The organism is Saccharibacillus qingshengii (assembly GCF_013185195.1).
GTDB lineage: Bacteria > Bacillota > Bacilli > Paenibacillales > Paenibacillaceae > Saccharibacillus > Saccharibacillus qingshengii.
Genome location: NZ_JAAZWC010000007.1, coordinates 61130 through 78917 on the forward strand (window position 1 = coordinate 61130; position 17788 = coordinate 78917).

17 protein-coding genes are annotated in these 17788 nt (G+C 54.8%); 11 read left to right on the forward strand and 6 right to left on the reverse strand.

Annotated features, from left to right (window positions below):
* Positions 1–176 precede the first annotated feature (176 nt).
* The 3 genes from HRQ60_RS08140 to HRQ60_RS08150 form a co-directional block, all read right to left on the reverse strand.
* Positions 177–1832, reverse strand: coding sequence for an extracellular solute-binding protein (locus HRQ60_RS08140; protein WP_172195210.1), 1656 nt, complete (start codon positions 1830–1832; stop codon positions 177–179).
* Between the two features lie 139 nt (positions 1833–1971).
* On the reverse strand, positions 1972–2859 hold the full coding sequence (locus HRQ60_RS08145; RefSeq protein ID WP_172195211.1) for a carbohydrate ABC transporter permease: 888 nt from the start codon (positions 2857–2859) through the stop codon (positions 1972–1974).
* 24 nt (positions 2860–2883) lie between these two features.
* Complete coding sequence (locus HRQ60_RS08150; RefSeq protein ID WP_172195213.1) at positions 2884–3849, reverse strand: ABC transporter permease; 966 nt, start codon at positions 3847–3849, stop codon at positions 2884–2886.
* Positions 3850–4185: 336 nt separating this feature from the next.
* On the opposite strand from HRQ60_RS08150, the gene HRQ60_RS08155 reads away from it, so the two are divergent.
* From HRQ60_RS08155 to mnhG, 9 genes are all read left to right on the forward strand, one after another.
* The gene (locus HRQ60_RS08155) at positions 4186–5130 is read left to right on the forward strand and encodes a bifunctional helix-turn-helix transcriptional regulator/GNAT family N-acetyltransferase (protein WP_172195215.1); all 945 of its coding nucleotides are present in this window, start codon (positions 4186–4188) and stop codon (positions 5128–5130) included.
* Between the two features lie 361 nt (positions 5131–5491).
* On the forward strand, positions 5492–6682 hold the full coding sequence (locus HRQ60_RS08160; protein ID WP_172195413.1) for an asparaginase: 1191 nt from the start codon (positions 5492–5494) through the stop codon (positions 6680–6682).
* A 279-nt stretch (positions 6683–6961) separates the two neighbouring features.
* Positions 6962–9628, forward strand: a complete 2667-nt coding sequence (locus tag HRQ60_RS08165; protein ID WP_172195218.1) for a Na+/H+ antiporter subunit A — start codon at positions 6962–6964, stop codon at positions 9626–9628.
* Positions 9615–10046 carry a Na(+)/H(+) antiporter subunit B gene (locus HRQ60_RS08170; protein WP_172195415.1) on the forward strand — a complete coding sequence of 144 codons (432 nt, stop codon included), beginning with the start codon at positions 9615–9617 and terminating at the stop codon, positions 10044–10046. Before HRQ60_RS08165 ends, HRQ60_RS08170 begins: the two co-directional genes overlap by 14 nt.
* Complete coding sequence (locus HRQ60_RS08175) at positions 10046–10402, forward strand: Na(+)/H(+) antiporter subunit C (RefSeq protein WP_172195220.1); 357 nt, start codon at positions 10046–10048, stop codon at positions 10400–10402. The genes HRQ60_RS08170 and HRQ60_RS08175 overlap by 1 nt, the downstream gene beginning before the upstream one ends.
* Complete coding sequence (locus HRQ60_RS08180) at positions 10399–11877, forward strand: Na+/H+ antiporter subunit D (RefSeq protein ID WP_172195222.1); 1479 nt, start codon at positions 10399–10401, stop codon at positions 11875–11877. Before HRQ60_RS08175 ends, HRQ60_RS08180 begins: the two co-directional genes overlap by 4 nt.
* A 6-nt stretch (positions 11878–11883) precedes the next feature.
* The gene (locus tag HRQ60_RS08185) at positions 11884–12363 is read left to right on the forward strand and encodes a Na+/H+ antiporter subunit E (RefSeq protein WP_172195224.1); all 480 of its coding nucleotides are present in this window, start codon (positions 11884–11886) and stop codon (positions 12361–12363) included.
* Entirely contained in the window at positions 12363–12653 is a 291-nt protein-coding gene (locus HRQ60_RS08190; RefSeq protein ID WP_172195226.1) for a Na(+)/H(+) antiporter subunit F1, read from the forward strand. The genes HRQ60_RS08185 and HRQ60_RS08190 overlap by 1 nt, the downstream gene beginning before the upstream one ends.
* Positions 12625–13053: a monovalent cation/H(+) antiporter subunit G gene (gene mnhG / locus HRQ60_RS08195; protein WP_172195228.1), complete on the forward strand. Its 429-nt coding sequence runs from the start codon at positions 12625–12627 to the stop codon at positions 13051–13053. The genes HRQ60_RS08190 and mnhG overlap by 29 nt, the downstream gene beginning before the upstream one ends.
* A gap of 130 nt (positions 13054–13183) precedes the next feature.
* On the opposite strand, the gene HRQ60_RS08200 is transcribed toward mnhG, so the two are convergent.
* Positions 13184–13498 (reverse strand): ribosomal L7/L12 family protein, encoded by a 315-nt coding sequence (locus HRQ60_RS08200; protein WP_172195230.1) that lies wholly within the window; start codon positions 13496–13498, stop codon positions 13184–13186.
* Between the two features lie 612 nt (positions 13499–14110).
* Between HRQ60_RS08200 and HRQ60_RS08205 the strand changes: the two genes are divergently transcribed.
* Both HRQ60_RS08205 and HRQ60_RS08210 read left to right on the forward strand, forming a co-directional pair.
* On the forward strand, positions 14111–15358 hold the full coding sequence (locus HRQ60_RS08205) for an outer membrane protein assembly factor BamB family protein (RefSeq protein ID WP_172195232.1): 1248 nt from the start codon (positions 14111–14113) through the stop codon (positions 15356–15358).
* 221 nt (positions 15359–15579) lie between these two features.
* On the forward strand, positions 15580–15840 hold the full coding sequence (locus tag HRQ60_RS08210; protein ID WP_172195234.1) for a GlsB/YeaQ/YmgE family stress response membrane protein: 261 nt from the start codon (positions 15580–15582) through the stop codon (positions 15838–15840).
* A gap of 129 nt (positions 15841–15969) precedes the next feature.
* On the opposite strand, the gene HRQ60_RS08215 is transcribed toward HRQ60_RS08210, so the two are convergent.
* Both HRQ60_RS08215 and HRQ60_RS08220 read right to left on the reverse strand, forming a co-directional pair.
* Entirely contained in the window at positions 15970–17220 is a 1251-nt protein-coding gene (locus tag HRQ60_RS08215) for a methyl-accepting chemotaxis protein (protein WP_172195236.1), read from the reverse strand.
* 166 nt (positions 17221–17386) lie between these two features.
* Complete coding sequence (locus tag HRQ60_RS08220; RefSeq protein WP_172195238.1) at positions 17387–17731, reverse strand: hypothetical protein; 345 nt, start codon at positions 17729–17731, stop codon at positions 17387–17389.
* Between the last annotated feature and the right edge of the window lie 57 nt (positions 17732–17788).

A 17788-nucleotide genomic window follows, 5' to 3' on the forward strand; every position in this document is an offset into this window, starting at 1 on the left:
TGGTTCGCGCGGCATACGCCGCGGTCAAGCCTTTCTATCATATAAAGACGCGCAGCCAGCGACAAGACCCAAACCCGCAAAACGGACCTCAAGCCCCGGGATCTTGCTCCGGGGCTTGGGACCGTTTGAACTGCTGCGGCTGCGATCAGTCGCGGCCTTATTGAGGCGAATACCGGTTACTGGGTTCCGCCCAGCTTCTTGATATTTTTCTCGTATTCCGTTTGTTGGTACGCTTGAACTTCCGCAAGTCCCGTCGATTTGCGTTTTTCCTGATAATCGTTCCACAGCTGGTCGAACTCCGCTTCGGAAGAAGCGAGCAGCAGCTTAGGCAGGGTCTTGCCCCACAGCTGTCCAAGTTTCGTATTGGCGATGCCTTCCTTGGAGTTGCCCGTCGGGTTGATCTGATCGAATTCGGAAGCGCTGACCGTCTTGCCGCGCGTCCAGTCCATCATCTGTTTGAAAGGCTCGACCGGCGCCGGTGCCCACTGGTCAGTTACGTTGGTGTCCATCATCATCCAGTATTTGTGCGAAGCTCCGTATTTCGTATCGAATGCCGCACGGTCGGTATTGAGCATTTTCAGCACTTCCGGTTTGAATACCGGCTTGTCGCCTTCCATTTCGTACGATACGCCTTCTTCGCCCATATACAAGTCGCGCTGGCCTTCTTCGCTTGTCAGGTATTCCAGGAAGGAGATTGCGCGCGCTTTATCTTTGACGTCTTTGGAGATCAGGGTCAGCGTCCAACCGGAGATGCCGGGACCCGACAGCGTCGGTTCGTCGGAAGCCGCGTTCGAAGGACCTTCTACCGCCATGTACACGGAGTTCGGATCATTTGCAAACAGCGCGTTCTGCGGATTCGTAAAATCGCTGCGCTGATACATCATGGCGAAGTAGCGGCCCTGCGCGATTTTTTCTTCCATTTGAGCCCGTTTGTCGATGAAAATGTCTTTGGCAAGCAGTCCGTTCTCGTTCGCCTGACGGAATGTCTTGAGCCAGCGCACATATTCCGGGTCGGTCTGGCGGTCATACAGCTTGCCGTCTTTTTGCTGCGGAATCGCCAGGAAGTTCTGCAGATAACCTTCGAGCGAATAGTTGCCGTTGTCGGTGAACTCGTGCAGACCGATCGGGATCATCGGCTGCCCGTTGACGTCCGGGAACTTTTCTTTGGCAGCCTGGAGTCCGGCCAGAAAGCCTTCCGGCGTGCTCATGTCCGGTTTGCCGATCGCTTCGTACATGTCTTTGCGAACGACGAAGACCTGGTTGGACACATAGTTCTCGCCGTATTTCTCAAAGTCGGCCGGCGAAGACGAAGCGTTCGGATACCCGTACACATTGCCGTCTTCCTGGGTGTACCAGGACAGTTTGGCCGGATCGGCCACGTTCGAGACGAAAAACGGATCGTACTTGTCCGCCAGTTCGTTCAGCGGCAGTACCAGCTTGCCTTCGATCATTTTTTTGACCGCGTCGTCGCTCCAGGCGATCGTGACGAAGTCGGGCAGCTTGCCGGAAGCGATCATGGTGTTCATCTTCTCGGCTTCGTTGCCGGCCGGAACGATAAAGTTGATGTTGGCTCCGGTTTTTTTGGTCACATATTGGCTGGTCAGGTCTTTGCCCCAGTCCGTCCCCGTGTACCAGGCGAAGTTGATGTACCAATCGAACGTGATCGGCGACGTATCGTTTTTCCAGGCCGGCTGGCTCGGATCGACCGCGGCCTGGGCGGCTTCTTCTTTTTTCTCCGCTTCTTTGCTGCTTCCTCCGGACGAGCAGGCTGTGCTGAAGATCATCAGCATCGCCGCGAGCAGGATCGAGAACTTTTTCCCTCTTTTTTTCATGTGTGTACCCCTTTTCTGTGTGATGGAAGAACGATGTACCCCTGCTGCCCTGCGCCTTATGGCGGCTGTATGTCAAATGATACGTGAAACCTCTGCCGGTAAACCGAGGCGGACCGTCCAAACCTTTCGGCCGCAGGCCTCAGCCTTTGATCGAGCCGATCATCATGCCTTTGACAAAATATTTCTGCAGGAACGGATAAACGAATACGATCGGCGCGGTGGTGACGACCATCGTCGCCAGCTTGATCGACTGCGAAGTGACGGAACGCGTGACGCCTCCCGGTACCGCCGCCATCATCTGATTCGAACTGGATTCCGCCACGACCCGGTACAGATACGTCTGGATCGGCTGCAAATCCGTATTGTTGATATAGATCATGCCGGTAAAATAATCGTTCCATTGATAAACGCCGTGGAACAGCGCGATCGTCGCAAGTACCGGCATCGAGACCGGCAGCACGATTCGCAGGAAGATCGACCAGTCGTTCGCTCCGTCGATTCTCGCCGCCTCCTCGAGTCCTTCGGGAATTTCCCGGAAGAACGTCATGAAGATGATGAGGTCGAAGAAACTGAACAGTACGGGAATGATATAGACCAGGAAATTATCGAGCAGATGCAGATCCCGGATCAGCAGGTAGGTCGGAATGAGCCCGCCTCCGAAGAACAGCGTCACCGTGCCGATCAGGATATAAATCTTGCCGCCGATCAGCCCTCTGCGGGAGAAGGCGTACGCGACCATCGCGGTGAAAAAAACGTGGGCGACCGTGCCGACCAGCGTCTTCGCGACCGTCACGCCCATCGCCATCATAATGCCTTCACTGCGAAAAACGGCGGCGAAATTATCCAGACTGAACTGTCTCGGCCACCAGTAGATGCCGCCGCGCATCGCGTCCGTACCGTCGTTGAACGAATTGACCAGTACGTACCAGATCGGGTAGATCGTAACGAAGCAGATGAGCGCCATGCCCAAAGCATTCACAAAATCGAATATCGCTTCGCCTCTCGTTTTGCGTTTTAACATCAACATGCACAGGTTCCTCCTTCCATTTGGCTAGAAAAGCGAAGTATTGTTCAGTTTCTTGGTTACGCCGTTGGCAACCAGCAGCAGAACCAGCGCGATAACCGATTTGAGCAGGCCGACCGCCGTCGAATAGGAGAAGCGTCCCTGCTGAATCCCTGTTTGGTAGACATAAATATCGATCACGTTGCTGGCGCTCTCGTTCAGGGAGTTGCGCAGCACGAGAATCTGGTCGAAGTTGGAGTTCAGGACACCGCTGACCGCCAGAATGAACAGAATCGCGATCGTTGGGCGAATATTCGGCAGCGTGACGTAGAACATTTTCTGGAACCGTCCGGCTCCGTCCATGGTCGCCGCTTCGTACTGCTCCGGCGATACGCTCGCCATGGCCGCCAGGTAAATGATCGCCGACCAGCCGAGCTCTTTCCAGATATCCGAGGTGATGACGATCCCCCAGAAGTATTTCGGTTCCGCCAGATACGAGATCGGTTCGCTGATCAGCCCGAGGGCCATCAGTATATTGTTGATGATGCCGACATCCGCAAGCCAGGTTGCGAGTATGCCTCCGAGAATGACCCAGGACAGAAAGTGCGGCAGATACGAAATCGTCTGTACCGTTTTCTTGAAGCGGACCGAACGAAGTTCATTCAGAAACAAAGCGAACACGATCGGCAGCGGAAAACCGATCAACAGCTTGATGAAGCTGATTCCCAGCGTGTTGCGGATCACTCCGCCAAGTTCGTCGTCCTGCAAAAATTCCCTGAAATGATCCAGTCCGACCCAAGGCGAATTGGCAATGCTGTCGACGATGTTGTATTCCTTGAACGCAATGATGATGCCGTACATGGGAATATAATTGAAGATGAACATCCAGGCGACGCCAAGCAGTGCCATCGTCTGCAGATGCCGCTGCTGCAGCAATCTTCTCCACCATCTGCGCGATCTTCCTTCCCGGTCGGACGGCAGCTCCGAAGCGCCCGCCGCTATTTTTCTCTCCATCTTTCCGCCCCTTTCAACCCTGCGGTTCCTGTATTTGCAATCGCTTACATCTCTAAATTTATTATAGCTCCCCTTCTTCGTTCCGGTAAGGCTCCATATTTTGGATTAGAGTCTCAAATTTTCGGATAAGTACTAATCCGGAAATTTAAGACCCAGTCTCAAAGTTTCGGATAGCCGTTAATTCGAAACTTTGATACCCAGTCTCAAATTTTCGGATACCCCCAAACTTCATTCCTGGCTCTCTTTCTTGGTATAATCGAAAAGAGCCTTTCGCCTTCTTCCTGATACTCCAACTCTCAACAACCGGTTTTGCGAAGCCGGGAAAGGAAGTGCACGATGCCGGAACCTTTGATCTGGAAAAAAAGAATCCGGACGATTCGCGATTTCAACTACAGCGACATCATGCAGGCCGGCGTGCTGCGGGAACGCCTGCTGCACAGTTCCTACTCGCTGACGGAGTCGCGGATCATTCTGGAAATTTCGCGCCGAACCTCATTGACCGCCACGGACTTGAGCCGTGACCTGGGGCTGGATCCCGGTTATCTGAGCCGCCTGCTCGGCAGGCTGGAAACGGGAGGCGTCATTGAACGTCCGCGCAGCAAGAGGGACGGACGAAGACGCGTGCTGAAGCTCACCCCTGGCGGTAAACGGATTGCCGGGCTGCTGAACCGCAGAGTCGACGACGATATTGCCGAGTATCTGGCCGGACTGACTGAATGCGATCAGTCCCGATTGATGGACGCGATCCAGACCATCAACGAGATCAACGACTCGCGCGGGAGCCGCATCGCGGACAGCCGCTACTTTTTGCGGGAAGCCGAATCGTCCGACGCGGAACGGATTGCACACGGATATGAAGCGCTGTTCGAACAAACCTTCGGTTCGGCAGACGAATTCCGCCAAGCTTTGACCGATACGACCGCTCTTCTGTTCGAAATTACCGGTTCACGGCCTGCGCACTGCTGGATCGCGGAAATGAACGGGGAAAGCGCCGGTTCGATCGTGCTGGAACAGTTGGATCCAGACCGGCTTCATATCAAACTGCTTATGGTCGAACCCAAGCGAAGAGGGCTCAGCATCGGAAGCAGCCTGCTGGATCAAGCAATGCGCTTTGCCAGAGGGACGCCCAGCAAACAGATATTGATCTGGACGATTCGGGATCAACGCCGCCTGCAGGGGATGCTGGCCAAACGGGGCTTCAAGCAGACCGACCGCCCGACTGTTTCTTATTACGGCATGAGTTTTGAAGTCGAAAGCTGGACATTGGACCTGCGGGAATAAATGAGCCGCTCTGTTTATATTGGATATTTATACTTAAGATTGAATAATTATTCATATACGAGTTTGATTGTTTTAACTTATTGCGACTATTTTCGTATTGAGTCATATTATCTGACATTCATAAAGGTTTTTTATCGGTTTTACTGAATAAAAATAAACTGAAATTAAATAATTCACTCTGTTAAAGCGAGTTAAAAGACGATAATAAACGAATGAAGTCGAATAAAGCGTTTTATTCGCCAAATATCGACTTTGTTAAATAACATTACATGAACTTATATTTATAGACATCGGGAAGCAAGTTGGGTCATCTTTTCTTCCTTCCCACCATACGCCCACGAGGAGGAGTTCTATGTCCACGATGTCCACGATGTCCATGAAGGTTATGAAAGCCGTTCTTGCCCTTGGTGTTACCGCTGCAGCCGCAGCGCCGATCGTTCGCCTTCCCGGCGCCTCCGCGGCGGAAGTGACGGGCACGGTCATCTCCAGCACACCGGCTCCGGCGGGAGCAGCTGCCGCGCCGACCGCCAAAGCCCTGCCCAAAGTCGAAGTCATCGCCACGGGCGGCACGATTGCCGGCCAATCCGCAGATGCCACAAGCTTCGCCAATTATCGGGCCGGCACGCTGCTGATCGCGGACATGGTGGCCGAACTTCCCAACAAAGAGAAAATCGCGCAGGTCAGTACATACCAGTTCGGCAATTCGGGCTCCAGTGCCTACAGCATCGCCGACCTGTACGATTTGTCTCTGCGTGTCGATCAAGCGCTGAAGACGCAGGACGCGGTAGTCGTGACCAGCGGTACGGACACCATGGAAGAGATCGCCTATTTCCTCGATCTGACCGTGCGCAGTTCGAAGCCGGTCGTGGTCACCGGATCGATGCGTCCCTGGACCGTAATCGGCAGCGACGCGCAGGCGAACCTGTATAACGCCATCAAGCTGGCGGCAAGCGGCAAGACCAAATATTTCGGCACGGTACTGATGCTGAACGACGAATTCCACGCCGCACGCGAAGTCACCAAATCCAATGCCTACCGCACCGATACGTTCGTCACTCCCGAATTGGGCGCTCTCGGTTATATCGACGAAGCCGGCGTTCGTATCTACCGGGCACCGTCCCGCGCTCTGCTGGGCGCAGCGGATTGGAACACGCCGTTCGATCTGTCGAAGATCGCCAAGCCCAATCTTGCCAAAGTCGAAATTGCCTACTCATACCAGGATGCGGGCGCAGGTGCCATCGCGGCCTTTGTCGCCAACGGAGCGGACGGCATCGTAACGGCAGGAACCGGAGCGGGCGGCATTTCCCGGGCGATGGGCGCCGAACGTACAGCGGCCATCAAGGATCACGATACGATCTTCGTATCCACGACCCGCACGGGCTCGGGCAGCAGCTATTCCGGCGGCGAAAATATCATTGCCGGCGATAACCTGAACGCGGCTCACGCGCGGCTCATGCTGCTGCTCTCGCTCTCGTTCTCGGAAGATTTCGATACGATCAAAGGCTGGTTCGAAACCTACGGTTCCGCACAGGTCAGCGTACCCGAGAAATAAAGCCGGCTGCTTCTACCACAAGAAAAGCAGAATCGATTGCCAACAAACAGGTTCGGGACCACATGGTCCCGAACCTGTTTGTTTTCCGTCCCGAAAAGGCTTTTCCGTTCGTTGGCAATGCTCGTATTCTGCTGTGTAAGCAGGTCGGCGGAAGTCCCTTTTTCGTATAAAAAACCGATTTGTCAGCTTTATCTTACCAAAACTCGGGTAATAGTAAAAAGTAAAGCTTGGTTGTAAGCTGCCAAGCCCAAAATTCATAAAGCGGAAAGGAGAAGCCGTTTGTCCCTACTCCATCTCTTGACGCTGTCGCCGTTCCTGCTTGCCGCTTTGATCCCGCTGCTTGGGAAAGCGGTCCCCCGTCTGCACACAGGATGGTTTGCCGCGGCCCTCTCAGCGCTGTTGTTCGCGGCTTTGCTCGGCTATTTGCCCGAGGTACGCGCCGGTTTACCGATTACCGAATCTTTTGCCTGGATCCCGTCTCTCGGCATTTCGTTCACCTTGTATCTGGACGGATTGTCTCTGCTGTTCGCCCTCATGATTACCGGAATGGGTGCTTTGGTCGCCGTCTACTCCGTCGCCTATATGGATTCTTCCAAAGAATCGCTGACCTCGTTTTATGTCTGTCTTCTGACCTTTATGGGTGCCATGCTCGGCCTCGTATTGTCCGACAATCTACTGACCCTTTACGGATTCTGGGAACTCACCAGCATCACCTCGTTCCTGCTGATCGGTTACAGGCATGAAAATTACCGGGCACGCTACGGCGCGCTCAAATCGCTGCTGATTACGATGACGGGCGGACTGGGACTGCTCAGCGGATTCGTGCTGCTCTATGTGATGAGCGGCACATACCGGATTCGCGAACTGTTCGAAGTCGGCGCCCCGCTGGCTTCGCATCCGCTGTTCCTGCCGGCCATGATTCTGATTCTTGTCGGCGCGTTCACGAAATCGGCCCAGTATCCGTTCCATATCTGGCTGCCCGACGCGATGGAAGCTCCGACCCCGGTCAGCGCTTATCTGCATTCGGCTACCATGGTCAAAGCGGGCCTTTACCTGGTCGCCCGGCTCAGCCCCGTCTTTTCCGGCACGCCGGAATGGTTCTGGCTGGTGTCGCTCGGAGGTCTCGCCACCCTGCTGTACGGATCGGTTGCGGCGGTCAAACAAACCGATCTCAAAGGCATTCTTGCCTATTCGACGATCAGTCAGTTAGGCCTGATCATGTGCCTGCTCGGTCTGTCTTCGCTGTCGGGCATCTTCGACGGCGAAGAACAGCTGCTGTATGCCGCCGCCGGGACGGCCGCCTTGTTCCATCTGCTGAATCACGCCGTATTCAAAGGCGCTTTGTTTATGGTCGCCGGCATCGTCGATCATGAAACCGGCACACGCGATATCCGCAAACTCGGCGGTCTGGCCCAGGTTATGCCGATCGCCTTTACCATCTCGCTGTTCGGCGCTTTCTCAATGGCGGGTCTGCCTCCGTTCGGCGGTTTTCTCAGCAAGGAAATGTTTCTTGAAGCCGTTGTCGAGACGCTGCATGCGGGCGTGTTCGATCTGCACACCTGGGCCGCCTTGTTTCCGGTCGTTGCCTGGATCGCCAGCGTCTTCACCTTCATCTATTCCGCGTTATTTGTTACCCGAACCTTCCTGGGCCCGCGCAAGAAAGCGATGCACGGTCTAAAGGTCCACGATGCGCCGGCACTCATGACGATTCCTCCGGCACTGCTTGCCGCGTTGGCTCTTGTTCTGGGGTTGTTTCCCGGTCTGGTCGCTTATTCGCTGATCCAGCCCGCGGCGGAAGCCATGATGCCGATCGCCACGGCGGACGGCGGAAGAATCCCGGTCGAGATCAAATTCTGGCACGGCTGGACGCCTGCGCTGTGGATGACGATCGGCATCGTTGCCTTCGGGGCCCTTTTGGCCTGGAGCGCGCGGCGCTGGACCAAACTGTATACCTTTTTCCCGCGCAGACTGTCGATCAACCGTTTCTACGATGCCAGCCTTCGGTTCTTCGAACGGATTACCGTCTGGGTAACCGCGTTCTATATGAACGGATCGTCGCGCAGTTACGTCAAATACATTCTGGGCTTCATGATGCTCGTGCTCGGTTTTATTCTGTTCAATTCGACGGACGTCACGTTCCGCGTCGGCGCCTATGCGCAAATCGCTCCCTATGAGTGGGTTATTCTGCTGGGACTCGCTGCCGGCGGCATCGCCGTTCCGTTTGCGAAATCCCGCCCTGTCGCGATCATTCTGACGGGTACGGTCGGTTATATGATGACGCTGATGTTCGTCTTCCTGCGGGCGCCGGATCTTGCGCTGACGCAGATGGTCGTCGAATCGATCTCCGTCACGCTGTATCTGCTCTGCTTCTATCATCTGCCGAAGCTGCGGACCGAGCAGCGGGCCGTCCGCTTCCGTCTGCCTAATTTCCTGGTGGCCATTGCGGTAGGCGTGCTGATGACACTCGTTGCGCTTGCCGTACTGGGCACCAATCCGTTTGATCCGATCTCGGATTATTACGTTCGAGAAAGCTATGAATCGGCCGGCGGAAAAAACATCGTCAATGTAATTCTGGTCGATTTCCGGGGCTTCGATACGATGCTGGAAATCATGGTGCTTGCCGTCGCTTCGATTGGCATTTACAACATGATCAAGCTGCGCAGAAAAGCGACCGATGTCGGTTCCCGCCATGTTTCGCACGACGGTGACGAATCGGAAGAAGACGCCGCGGCGTTCCGGAATGCCCAATACGGACATGACGGCCCGATCGAAGAAGCTCCCGATGAACGGGGAAGCGCGGAAAATGAACAGCTCGAACCTCTCGAAACGGAAACTTCCGAATCCGAGGGAGGCAAGTTGTCCGAACTCGGAGAACCGGACGACCGGGACTCCGTTTCGCCCGAAACCGAAATTCCCCGCACGAAAGGAGGAGATTCGGATGCCTAAAGGCAGTGATATTTTCCTGCAAAACGTATCCAAAATCGTGGTCTTCCTGGTACTCGCCTTCGCTTTGTACCTGTTTTTCACCGGCCACAGCAGCCCCGGCGGCGGATTTATCGCCGGGCTGATGAGCGCCGGAGCCCTGCTTCTGCTGGCCCTCGCCTATGATATCGAAACGGTGCGCAAAGTCGTGCCGTTCGACTTTAAACTTATCACCGCGATCGGACTGCTGATTGCGCTGGGTACGGGAACGGGCGCCCTCTTGTTCGGGCAGCCGTTTCTGAAGCACGCTTTCGGCCATTTCGATCTTCCGCTGCTCGGCGATACCGAGCTGCATACCGCCCTGATCTTCGACCTGGGCGTTTACCTGGCAGTCGTGGGAGTTACCATGACGATTCTGCTGACGATCGGAGAGGACCGCTGATGGAAGTCATTGTAGCCGTCATCGTAGGCATTCTGTTCGCTGTCGGCATCTATCTTATCTTGACGCAGGATCTGCTGCGGATCGTGCTGGGCACCTCGCTGCTGACACATGCCGTGCATCTGCTGCTGATGACGATGGCGATGCTGAAGACCGGTTCGGCTCCGCTGCTGGGCCGGGGAGCCGAAGACATCGTCGACCCGCTGCCGCAGGCGTTGATCCTGACGTCGATCGTCATCAACTTCGGCATTACCGCTTTCTTCCTTGTCTTGTCTTACCGGGCTTATCAGAAACTCGATACGACGGATATGGAACGGATGCGAAGTGAATCTTCCAGACATAGGGGGCGCAGCCAATGAACAACTGGGTAGTCGCGCCCATGCTGATTCCGCTGTTTACGGCGGTTATCTTGATCTTCCTGCACAACAAGCTGAAGCTTCAGCGCTGGATCAGCCTGATAAGCGCTCTGCTGAACGTTTGTGCAGCCGTGTTTCTGCTGTATCAAGTCCAGCATAACGGGATCCAGACGCTCAACATGAGCGGCTGGGCCCCGCCGTACGGCATCGTGCTCGTTGCCGATATGTTCGCCGTTCTGCTGGTGCTGGCCGCTTCGATCGTCAGCTCCTGCTGCCTGCTGTATTCCTTCCGGGGCATCGACGAACAGCGGGAACGGCATTATTTTTACTCGCTGGTCCACTTCATGCTCGCCGGAGTCAGCGGCTCTTTCCTGACCGGCGACTTGTTCAACCTGTTCGTCTGCTTCGAACTGATGCTGATGTCTTCCTATGCCCTGATCGTTCTTGGAGGAACCAAGCGGCAGTTTCGGGAAACGCTTCATTACATTCTGATCAACGTGCTGTCCTCGACGCTGTTCGTCGCTTCGATCGCCTATCTCTACGGGGCGACCGGCACGCTAAATCTGGCGCATTTGTCTATGCGGATTGCCGAGAGCGGCCAGAGCGGACCGATTACGGCGGTCTCCGCCCTGCTGCTCGTCGTGTTCAGTGTCAAAGCGGGACTGTTCCTGTTCTTCTGGCTGCCCGGTTCTTACGGCGCGCCTCCGGCCGCAATCTCGGCCCTGTTCGGGGCTCTGCTGACCAAAGTCGGCATGTACGCCCTTATCCGGACCTTTACGCTGATCTTCTACCACCAAGCCGAAGTGACGCATATGCTGATCGGCACCATGGCTATTGCCACTATTGTGCTCGGCGGATTCGGCGCCGTTTCGCAGACGAACGTCAACCGGATTCTGGGTTATAACGTGATTGCCAGTATCGGCTTTATCTCGCTCGCGCTCGCCGTGTCCAACGAAGATGCTTTGACGGGCGCCGTCTTCTATCTGGTTCATGACATGATCGTCAAAGCCCTGCTGTTCCTGCTCGCCGGAATTCTTGTCGCCGAAACAGGGACGGAGCGCATCAACCGGATGGGAGGCGTACTGACCCATTCTCCGCTGCTCGGCTGGATGTTCCTGATCGCCTCGCTGGCCGTCGTCGGGATCCCGCCGCTGAGCGGATTCCCCGGCAAACTGCTGATTATTCAGGGCAGTCTCGAGAGCGGGCAGTATCTGATTGCGGCGGCAGGCGTTCTGCTGACCTTGATGCTGCTGTACTCGCTGATCAAGATTTTCATCCTCGCTTTCTGGGGCAAGCCCCGCCGACTGCGCGAATCGAAGTGGAAGCAGACGCCCAAGCTCCTGCTCAGTTCCGCTCCGCTGATGCTGATTATCGTGCTGCTCGGCGTGTTCGCCGAAGCGTTCATGCCCTATGTCGAGACTGCTTCGAGTGTATTGATCGATCCGACGATCTATATTCAAGCCGTATTTAAGGAGTAGATGCCCTTGGCTTTTCAACTGCTGCTCAATCTCGTGATCGCTTTTGTATGGATGCTGCTTATGCGGGATTTGACCGTATCCGGGTCTCTGGTCGGTCTGCTGATCGGCCTGCTGCTGATGACGCTGATGCGGCGATTTTTCCCCAAACCTTTTTATCCGAGAAAAGTTTGGGCCTGTGTCAAACTGTTTGCCTTGCTGCTAAAAGAACTGGTCGTGTCTTCGTTCTCGGTGATCGGCCAGATTATCAAGCCCAAGCTCACGTTTACCCCGGGCATATTCGCTTATGAAACGGAATTGAATTCCGGCTGGGAAGTGACCCTGCTGTGCGGGCTGCTCAATCTGACTCCGGGGACGCTGCTGCTCGAAGTCAGTCCCGACGAGAAGACGCTGTATATTCACGCCATGCATATCCAGGAAGCCCACGGCGTAGAGAAGCATATCCGCGAAACGTTCGAAAAAGCGATCATGGAGGTGACCCGAAGCTGATGCAAACCGTACTGCTGCTCTCGATGATTCTGTTGGCGCTTGCGATTGCAGGCTGCCTGTACCGGGTGCTCAAAGGCCCTTCGATTGCCGACCGGATCGCGGCGCTCGACACGATCGGGGTCAATGTAGCCGCCGAAGTCGCCGTTGCCGGTGCCTATACGCAGTCCACCGCCTATTTCGAACTGGTGCTGCTGATCGGCATTCTCGCTTTTCTCGGCACCGTGGCGCTCGCCCGTTATATGGAAAGGGGGAAGGTCCTCGATGCTCCAGACGATTCAACCGGTGATTGAATGGATCGCCGTGCTGCTGATCCTGTGCGGCGCGCTGCTCAGCGTATTGAGCGCTTTCGGTCTGATCCGGCTGCCCGATGTGTATCTGCGCTCGCACGCGGCCACCAAAAGCTCCACGCTGGGCGTTCTGTGCGTGCTGAGCGGCGTATTTCTGTATTTCGCTTCCGCCATGCAGACGGCCAGTATGAACATTCTGCTCGGTATCGTGTTCTTTTTTATCACGGCGCCGCTCGCGGGACATTTGAACGGCCGTGCGGCCTACCGAAGCGGCGTACCGCTGTGGAACGGCAGTATCCAGGACGAATTGGCCGATGCCGGACTCTCCGGTCCTTCTGTCTCTTTCGGAGCGGAGGAACGCCGGAACGATCGCGCCGAACCTCCGGGACCCGAAGAAAATTGATCTCCCGATACCTTTTGGATCCGCAAACGTCAAAAAGCGCTTTTCGGCGCGAAACGTTCTTTCTCCGGAAAGAAGGTCTCGTGATCGAAAAGCGCTTTTTTAAATAGGTGACTTGCAGCTAGCTGTAAAGCTAGAGGGATTCCACATAGTCCTTGGCGTCTTTGAGCGACATATTGTACATTTCGCGCGCTTCCTTGATTGCCTCGATCTTTCTTCCACGGGCCACAAGTTCGCGCAGCTTCTCTTCGCCTCCGGCTGCACCGCGGGGAGCGTGGGGCTCCGAATCCGTCATCCCCGAAGCCGGAGACCGGTGAAACCTCGGTCCCGCCGCGATCCGGTCGATTTCTTCCCGCAGCTGGCGTACATCGAAGCGCAGACGGATCACCATCAGCATCAGCGAAAATACGATAAGCGCCAAAACGGCGGTCGTGTAATTGAACTCCAACCACTCCGCCTCCTTTCCAGGATAATATGCAGTCTAACGCACACGGGCGCGCCGCTTATTTGGAAACGGGCCGCGCCATTTTTTCGCTCAAAATGTCGTGGAAGCTTTTTTCTTTCTCATCGTTTATGCCTTTTTGAGGAGATACCGCAGGCTGCGGTCTGAAATAGTGAGAGTTGAAAGCCATTAGATTATGTACGCTCAAGTTCATGTTCTTCATTCCCCTTCCTGTCCTGCCGATTATCGGTCGCTCGCTTCTTCATTAACGACTATATAACCCGGGGTACTCAAAAATAAACCTATTTTGAGCTTTTCAGGGATAAAGGTCCACGGTTTACGGGCAAAACGTAACTGAAGCCGCAGCTTCTGTGTCCCTGTGACTATACCGCTGTAAACCTATCTTTTTTTGTAAAAAAAGCTATATACAAGTGTAAAACAAGCCTATCGACTGTCCAAAATCAAAAAAAGCCCGGTCTATGGGATCAGTTTGTAAAAATACCCGCGGCTTGATCTTTTGAAACGTAAACTTCTGGTAAACACTCAAAGCAGCGTGTATAATCAGCATAGCCAATTCACACCGTGCGTTAGGTTATAGAAAGGAATGGAAACCCGTTTATGAAATCAACCGAGAAATGGGGCGCCTTCGTACTGAGTGCCGCCGTGCTGCTCAGCGCCCCCGGTTATGCAAATGCTGTCGGAACCCAGGCGGGAAGCACTCTCCCCCGGCCAAGCTGGACGTCCGCTTCCGTCTACGACACCTCGTCCGCTTCCGCGCACGAGATCCGTTTCGTCAAATCGCGGGGGCTCGTGTATGTCCACACCGTACAGAACGTCAAGAAGAATTCGTCGAAGACTTCGTACGATTGGCATCTGGAAACCGTGACCGCCTTCGATGCCGCGACCGGAGCCCAGAAATGGTCCCGTACGTTCCATGAGAAAGCCGGCCCTTACACGATTGCAAGTTCGATTCTGTATGCCGGGGACGGAACCGTTTATTTTACCGGAACCTTCTCCGACAAAACCCAGCAGGTCTACGCGCTGAAACCGGACGGCAAGTCGGCCTGGACCCGGTCCGTCGCTTACGGAAGCGACGTCTACCTGCTCGGCGACGAAAGCCTGCTGGTCGCTTCCCGGCAGGGGCCGGATAAAACGGGAGGAGTCAAAACTTCTCTCGTCCGTTTTGATGCCGCCGGAAAAACGCTCGCTTCCAAGAACCTTGCAGGCAGCGTCCTCACCGCCGAAGGCGGACGGATCGTGATCGACGCAAGCCGCCTCGTCAAACACGGCACAGCTTGGGACCGTTCTCCGAGCCCTTCCATCGAAGTCTATACCCCGGAACTCAAGCGGGTATACGGCTACAAGTTCCCGGCAAGCGTCAATCTGCTTGGAGACGGCGGCGGACCTTCGATTCTGGTACAAAAAGACAATACGGTCATTTTCCGCGGATCGGTGGCCGGTACGGTCAACAAACTGTTTGCTTTGTCTCCGCAGGGCAGACTGCTCTGGGGACGGACCATTCCGGCCGATTCCGTGATCGCTTCGACGGGCAGCGGATACGTTACGTATTCCAAACGCCAGCTGACCGCTTTCGATCTCGAAGGCAAACGGGCGGAATGTACGCTAAGCGACAAACCGGGTCAAATCGTGATCCTGGAACATTCCGACGACGGAGAGCTCCAGATCGATATGGCCGACACGCTGTATGTACTCGATCCGGACAAACTGGATATCCTGCAGGCGGTATCGAACCGCCCGCTGCACGCGGAATACGCGTTCTCCTACGCCGGTGGAATCCTCTATGCCGCCGAGAATGGATCATTGGTCAAATACGCGTTGAACGGATCGGACGCGACAACCGAATAACCCAGAATTCAGAAGACGGGTTCCTCGCTATTAATGAGGAAACCCGTTTTTTCTTAGGGTCCGATTCAGTCTTTATCTATGAAAAATCCCCTGAAAATACATTGAAAAATAATTGTAGCTAAGCTGTTTCAAAAATAAAATTTGCAACTTATTATTCAAATGCTTGCTAGAAGGTTAAGTTGTAGTTGAGCAAACAAAAACATAAGCGGAGGCGATACAAAATGGGTATCATTTGGTCGTTAATTATTGGCGGCATCATCGGTTGGTTGGCCGGACTCATCGTGGGCAGAGATATTCCTGGCGGGATTATCGGGAACATTATCGCCGGATTCATCGGTGGTTGGCTCGGTGGAGTAATCCTGGGTAAACTTGGTCCGGAAATCGGCGGATTCTACATTATCCCGGCATTGATCGGTGCGATCGTACTCGTTGCGGTTGTCAGCCTGATCATGCGTTCGATGGGTCGTAGAAACCGGGCTTAAGTCCTTGGTTTGACTCCGAGTCGGGTACGTCCCCGCGATTTGTCTCATTAGAAGATAAATGCATGCGTACCCATAAAAAAGAGCACATCCCGTTTTTACGGACATGTGCTCTTTTTTTGTTGTTCTTTTTTATCGAATCGGCTGCTGCTCACGGAAATGTTCAACCGCCTGCTTCACCGCACCGGTCAGTTCGCCCAGCCCGGTGATCGTCTCGGAAAGCTGCTGCATACTGGCCAGCTGTTCTTCGGCTGCGCCGCGTACAGTCGCGACTTCCTCCGAAGTGCTGGCGATCATCTCTTCGGCATGGCCGATCGTATCGCTCACCTGTTCGGTATGGGCCGCGATTTCTTCCACGGCAGCCGATACGTCCTGCATCTGCATATTGACTTCGTCGACCGCAGCCTGGATAAACTGGAACGACCGGCCGACTTCTTCAAGCGAACCGATGCCCTGTTTCATATCCTGGGCAACCTGCGAGGAAGTGCCGACGACTTCACCCGTATCCTGCTGAATACTGGCATTGATCGTCGATACCCGCTTGGCCGATTCCGAAGACTGTTCGGCCAGCTTGCGCACTTCCGAAGCGATGACGGAAAAGCCTTGTCCGTACTCGCCGGCGCGCGCCGCTTCGATCGCGGCATTCAGCGCAAGCAGATGGGTCTGGGACGCGATCTCGGTAATGATACTGACAAAATACTCGATTTCGCCCGACTTCTCGTCAAGACGGTGGACCTGCTGAAGCAGCGTCTGGATCGAAACGTCGGTTTTGCGAACCTCTCCCATCGCGCTCACCAGCTGTTTGTATCCCGTAGCGGCCTGCTCCGACGTAATCAGCGTCGCACTGGCCACTTCGTCCGTGCTTCCGGCAACCTGCTGTACGGCAGCGGACATTTCCCCCGCGGTACGGGCGATTTCTTTCATTTTCTCCGTTTGTTCTTCCGAACGCGAAGCCGCGCTGCGCGCAGACTCGGCGATCAGATCGGAGACGAGCAGCCCGACTTCGGCACTCGATTTGACCTGTTCGACGTTCTGATCGATATCCAGCAGATGGTTCTGCATCCGTTCCATCGCTTGATGCGAAGCATGGCCCGGCTCGTCGGACGCCGGATCGGCAGAAGCGCCTTGATGTCCGGTGTCGGCCAAATCGGATGCTGCAAAATGCTTGTTAATCTCGGCCGCCCTGCGGTCCGCTTCACGCAGAAGCAGCATAAGGCCGGCTGCAAAAGCACCGCCGCCGACAATGCCCGCCAGAATCAATCCGGGCACGAAGCTCCCCCAGCCTCGTCCGGGCATCATAAACAGAAAAGCAATAAGCATTTCCAATATGGCCGCGGTTCCTGCCCCGATAATCATCAAGCGTTTGTTCGTCTCTTTATTCATGGATTCTCCCACCTGTTGTTTGAAAGTCGGCACGGCACTCCGTCCCGCTTCGAACGTCCACTCCCAAGAACGTCCGCAAAAAAAGCCCGGCATGCCGGGCTCGCTCTATGTATCGAAACAGCAGCGCTGCGTACGCCATACGTCCGTACGCGGCTGCCGGTTCCGATCAGCTGTTCAGGTAAGCTTCCGCATCTTCGAGTTTTTCGAACGAAACGACGATATCGCCGAACATGCGCTTCATTTGCATTTTCGATACGGCAGAACCGGTGTAATAGGCCCACTTGGTCAGCCCTTTTGCGATAGATTCTTCTCCTGTAGGAGCCAGAGCTACCGCCACTTCCTGCGTGAACAGTTTGCCTTTGCTGAGATCGGTCAGACCGGTAAAGCCCGGTTTAACTTTCGTCATGGTTGCGGTGTACTCTTTGCGGTAGGCTTCCACTTCGTCCATCGTGATGCTCTCTACCGTACATACCACACGATTTTCGGCTGGAAAATACTCAATTTTAAACATAGAAAATCCCCCTCGATTCAATTATAGACCTTCTTATACAGTGTACTAAAAAATTTG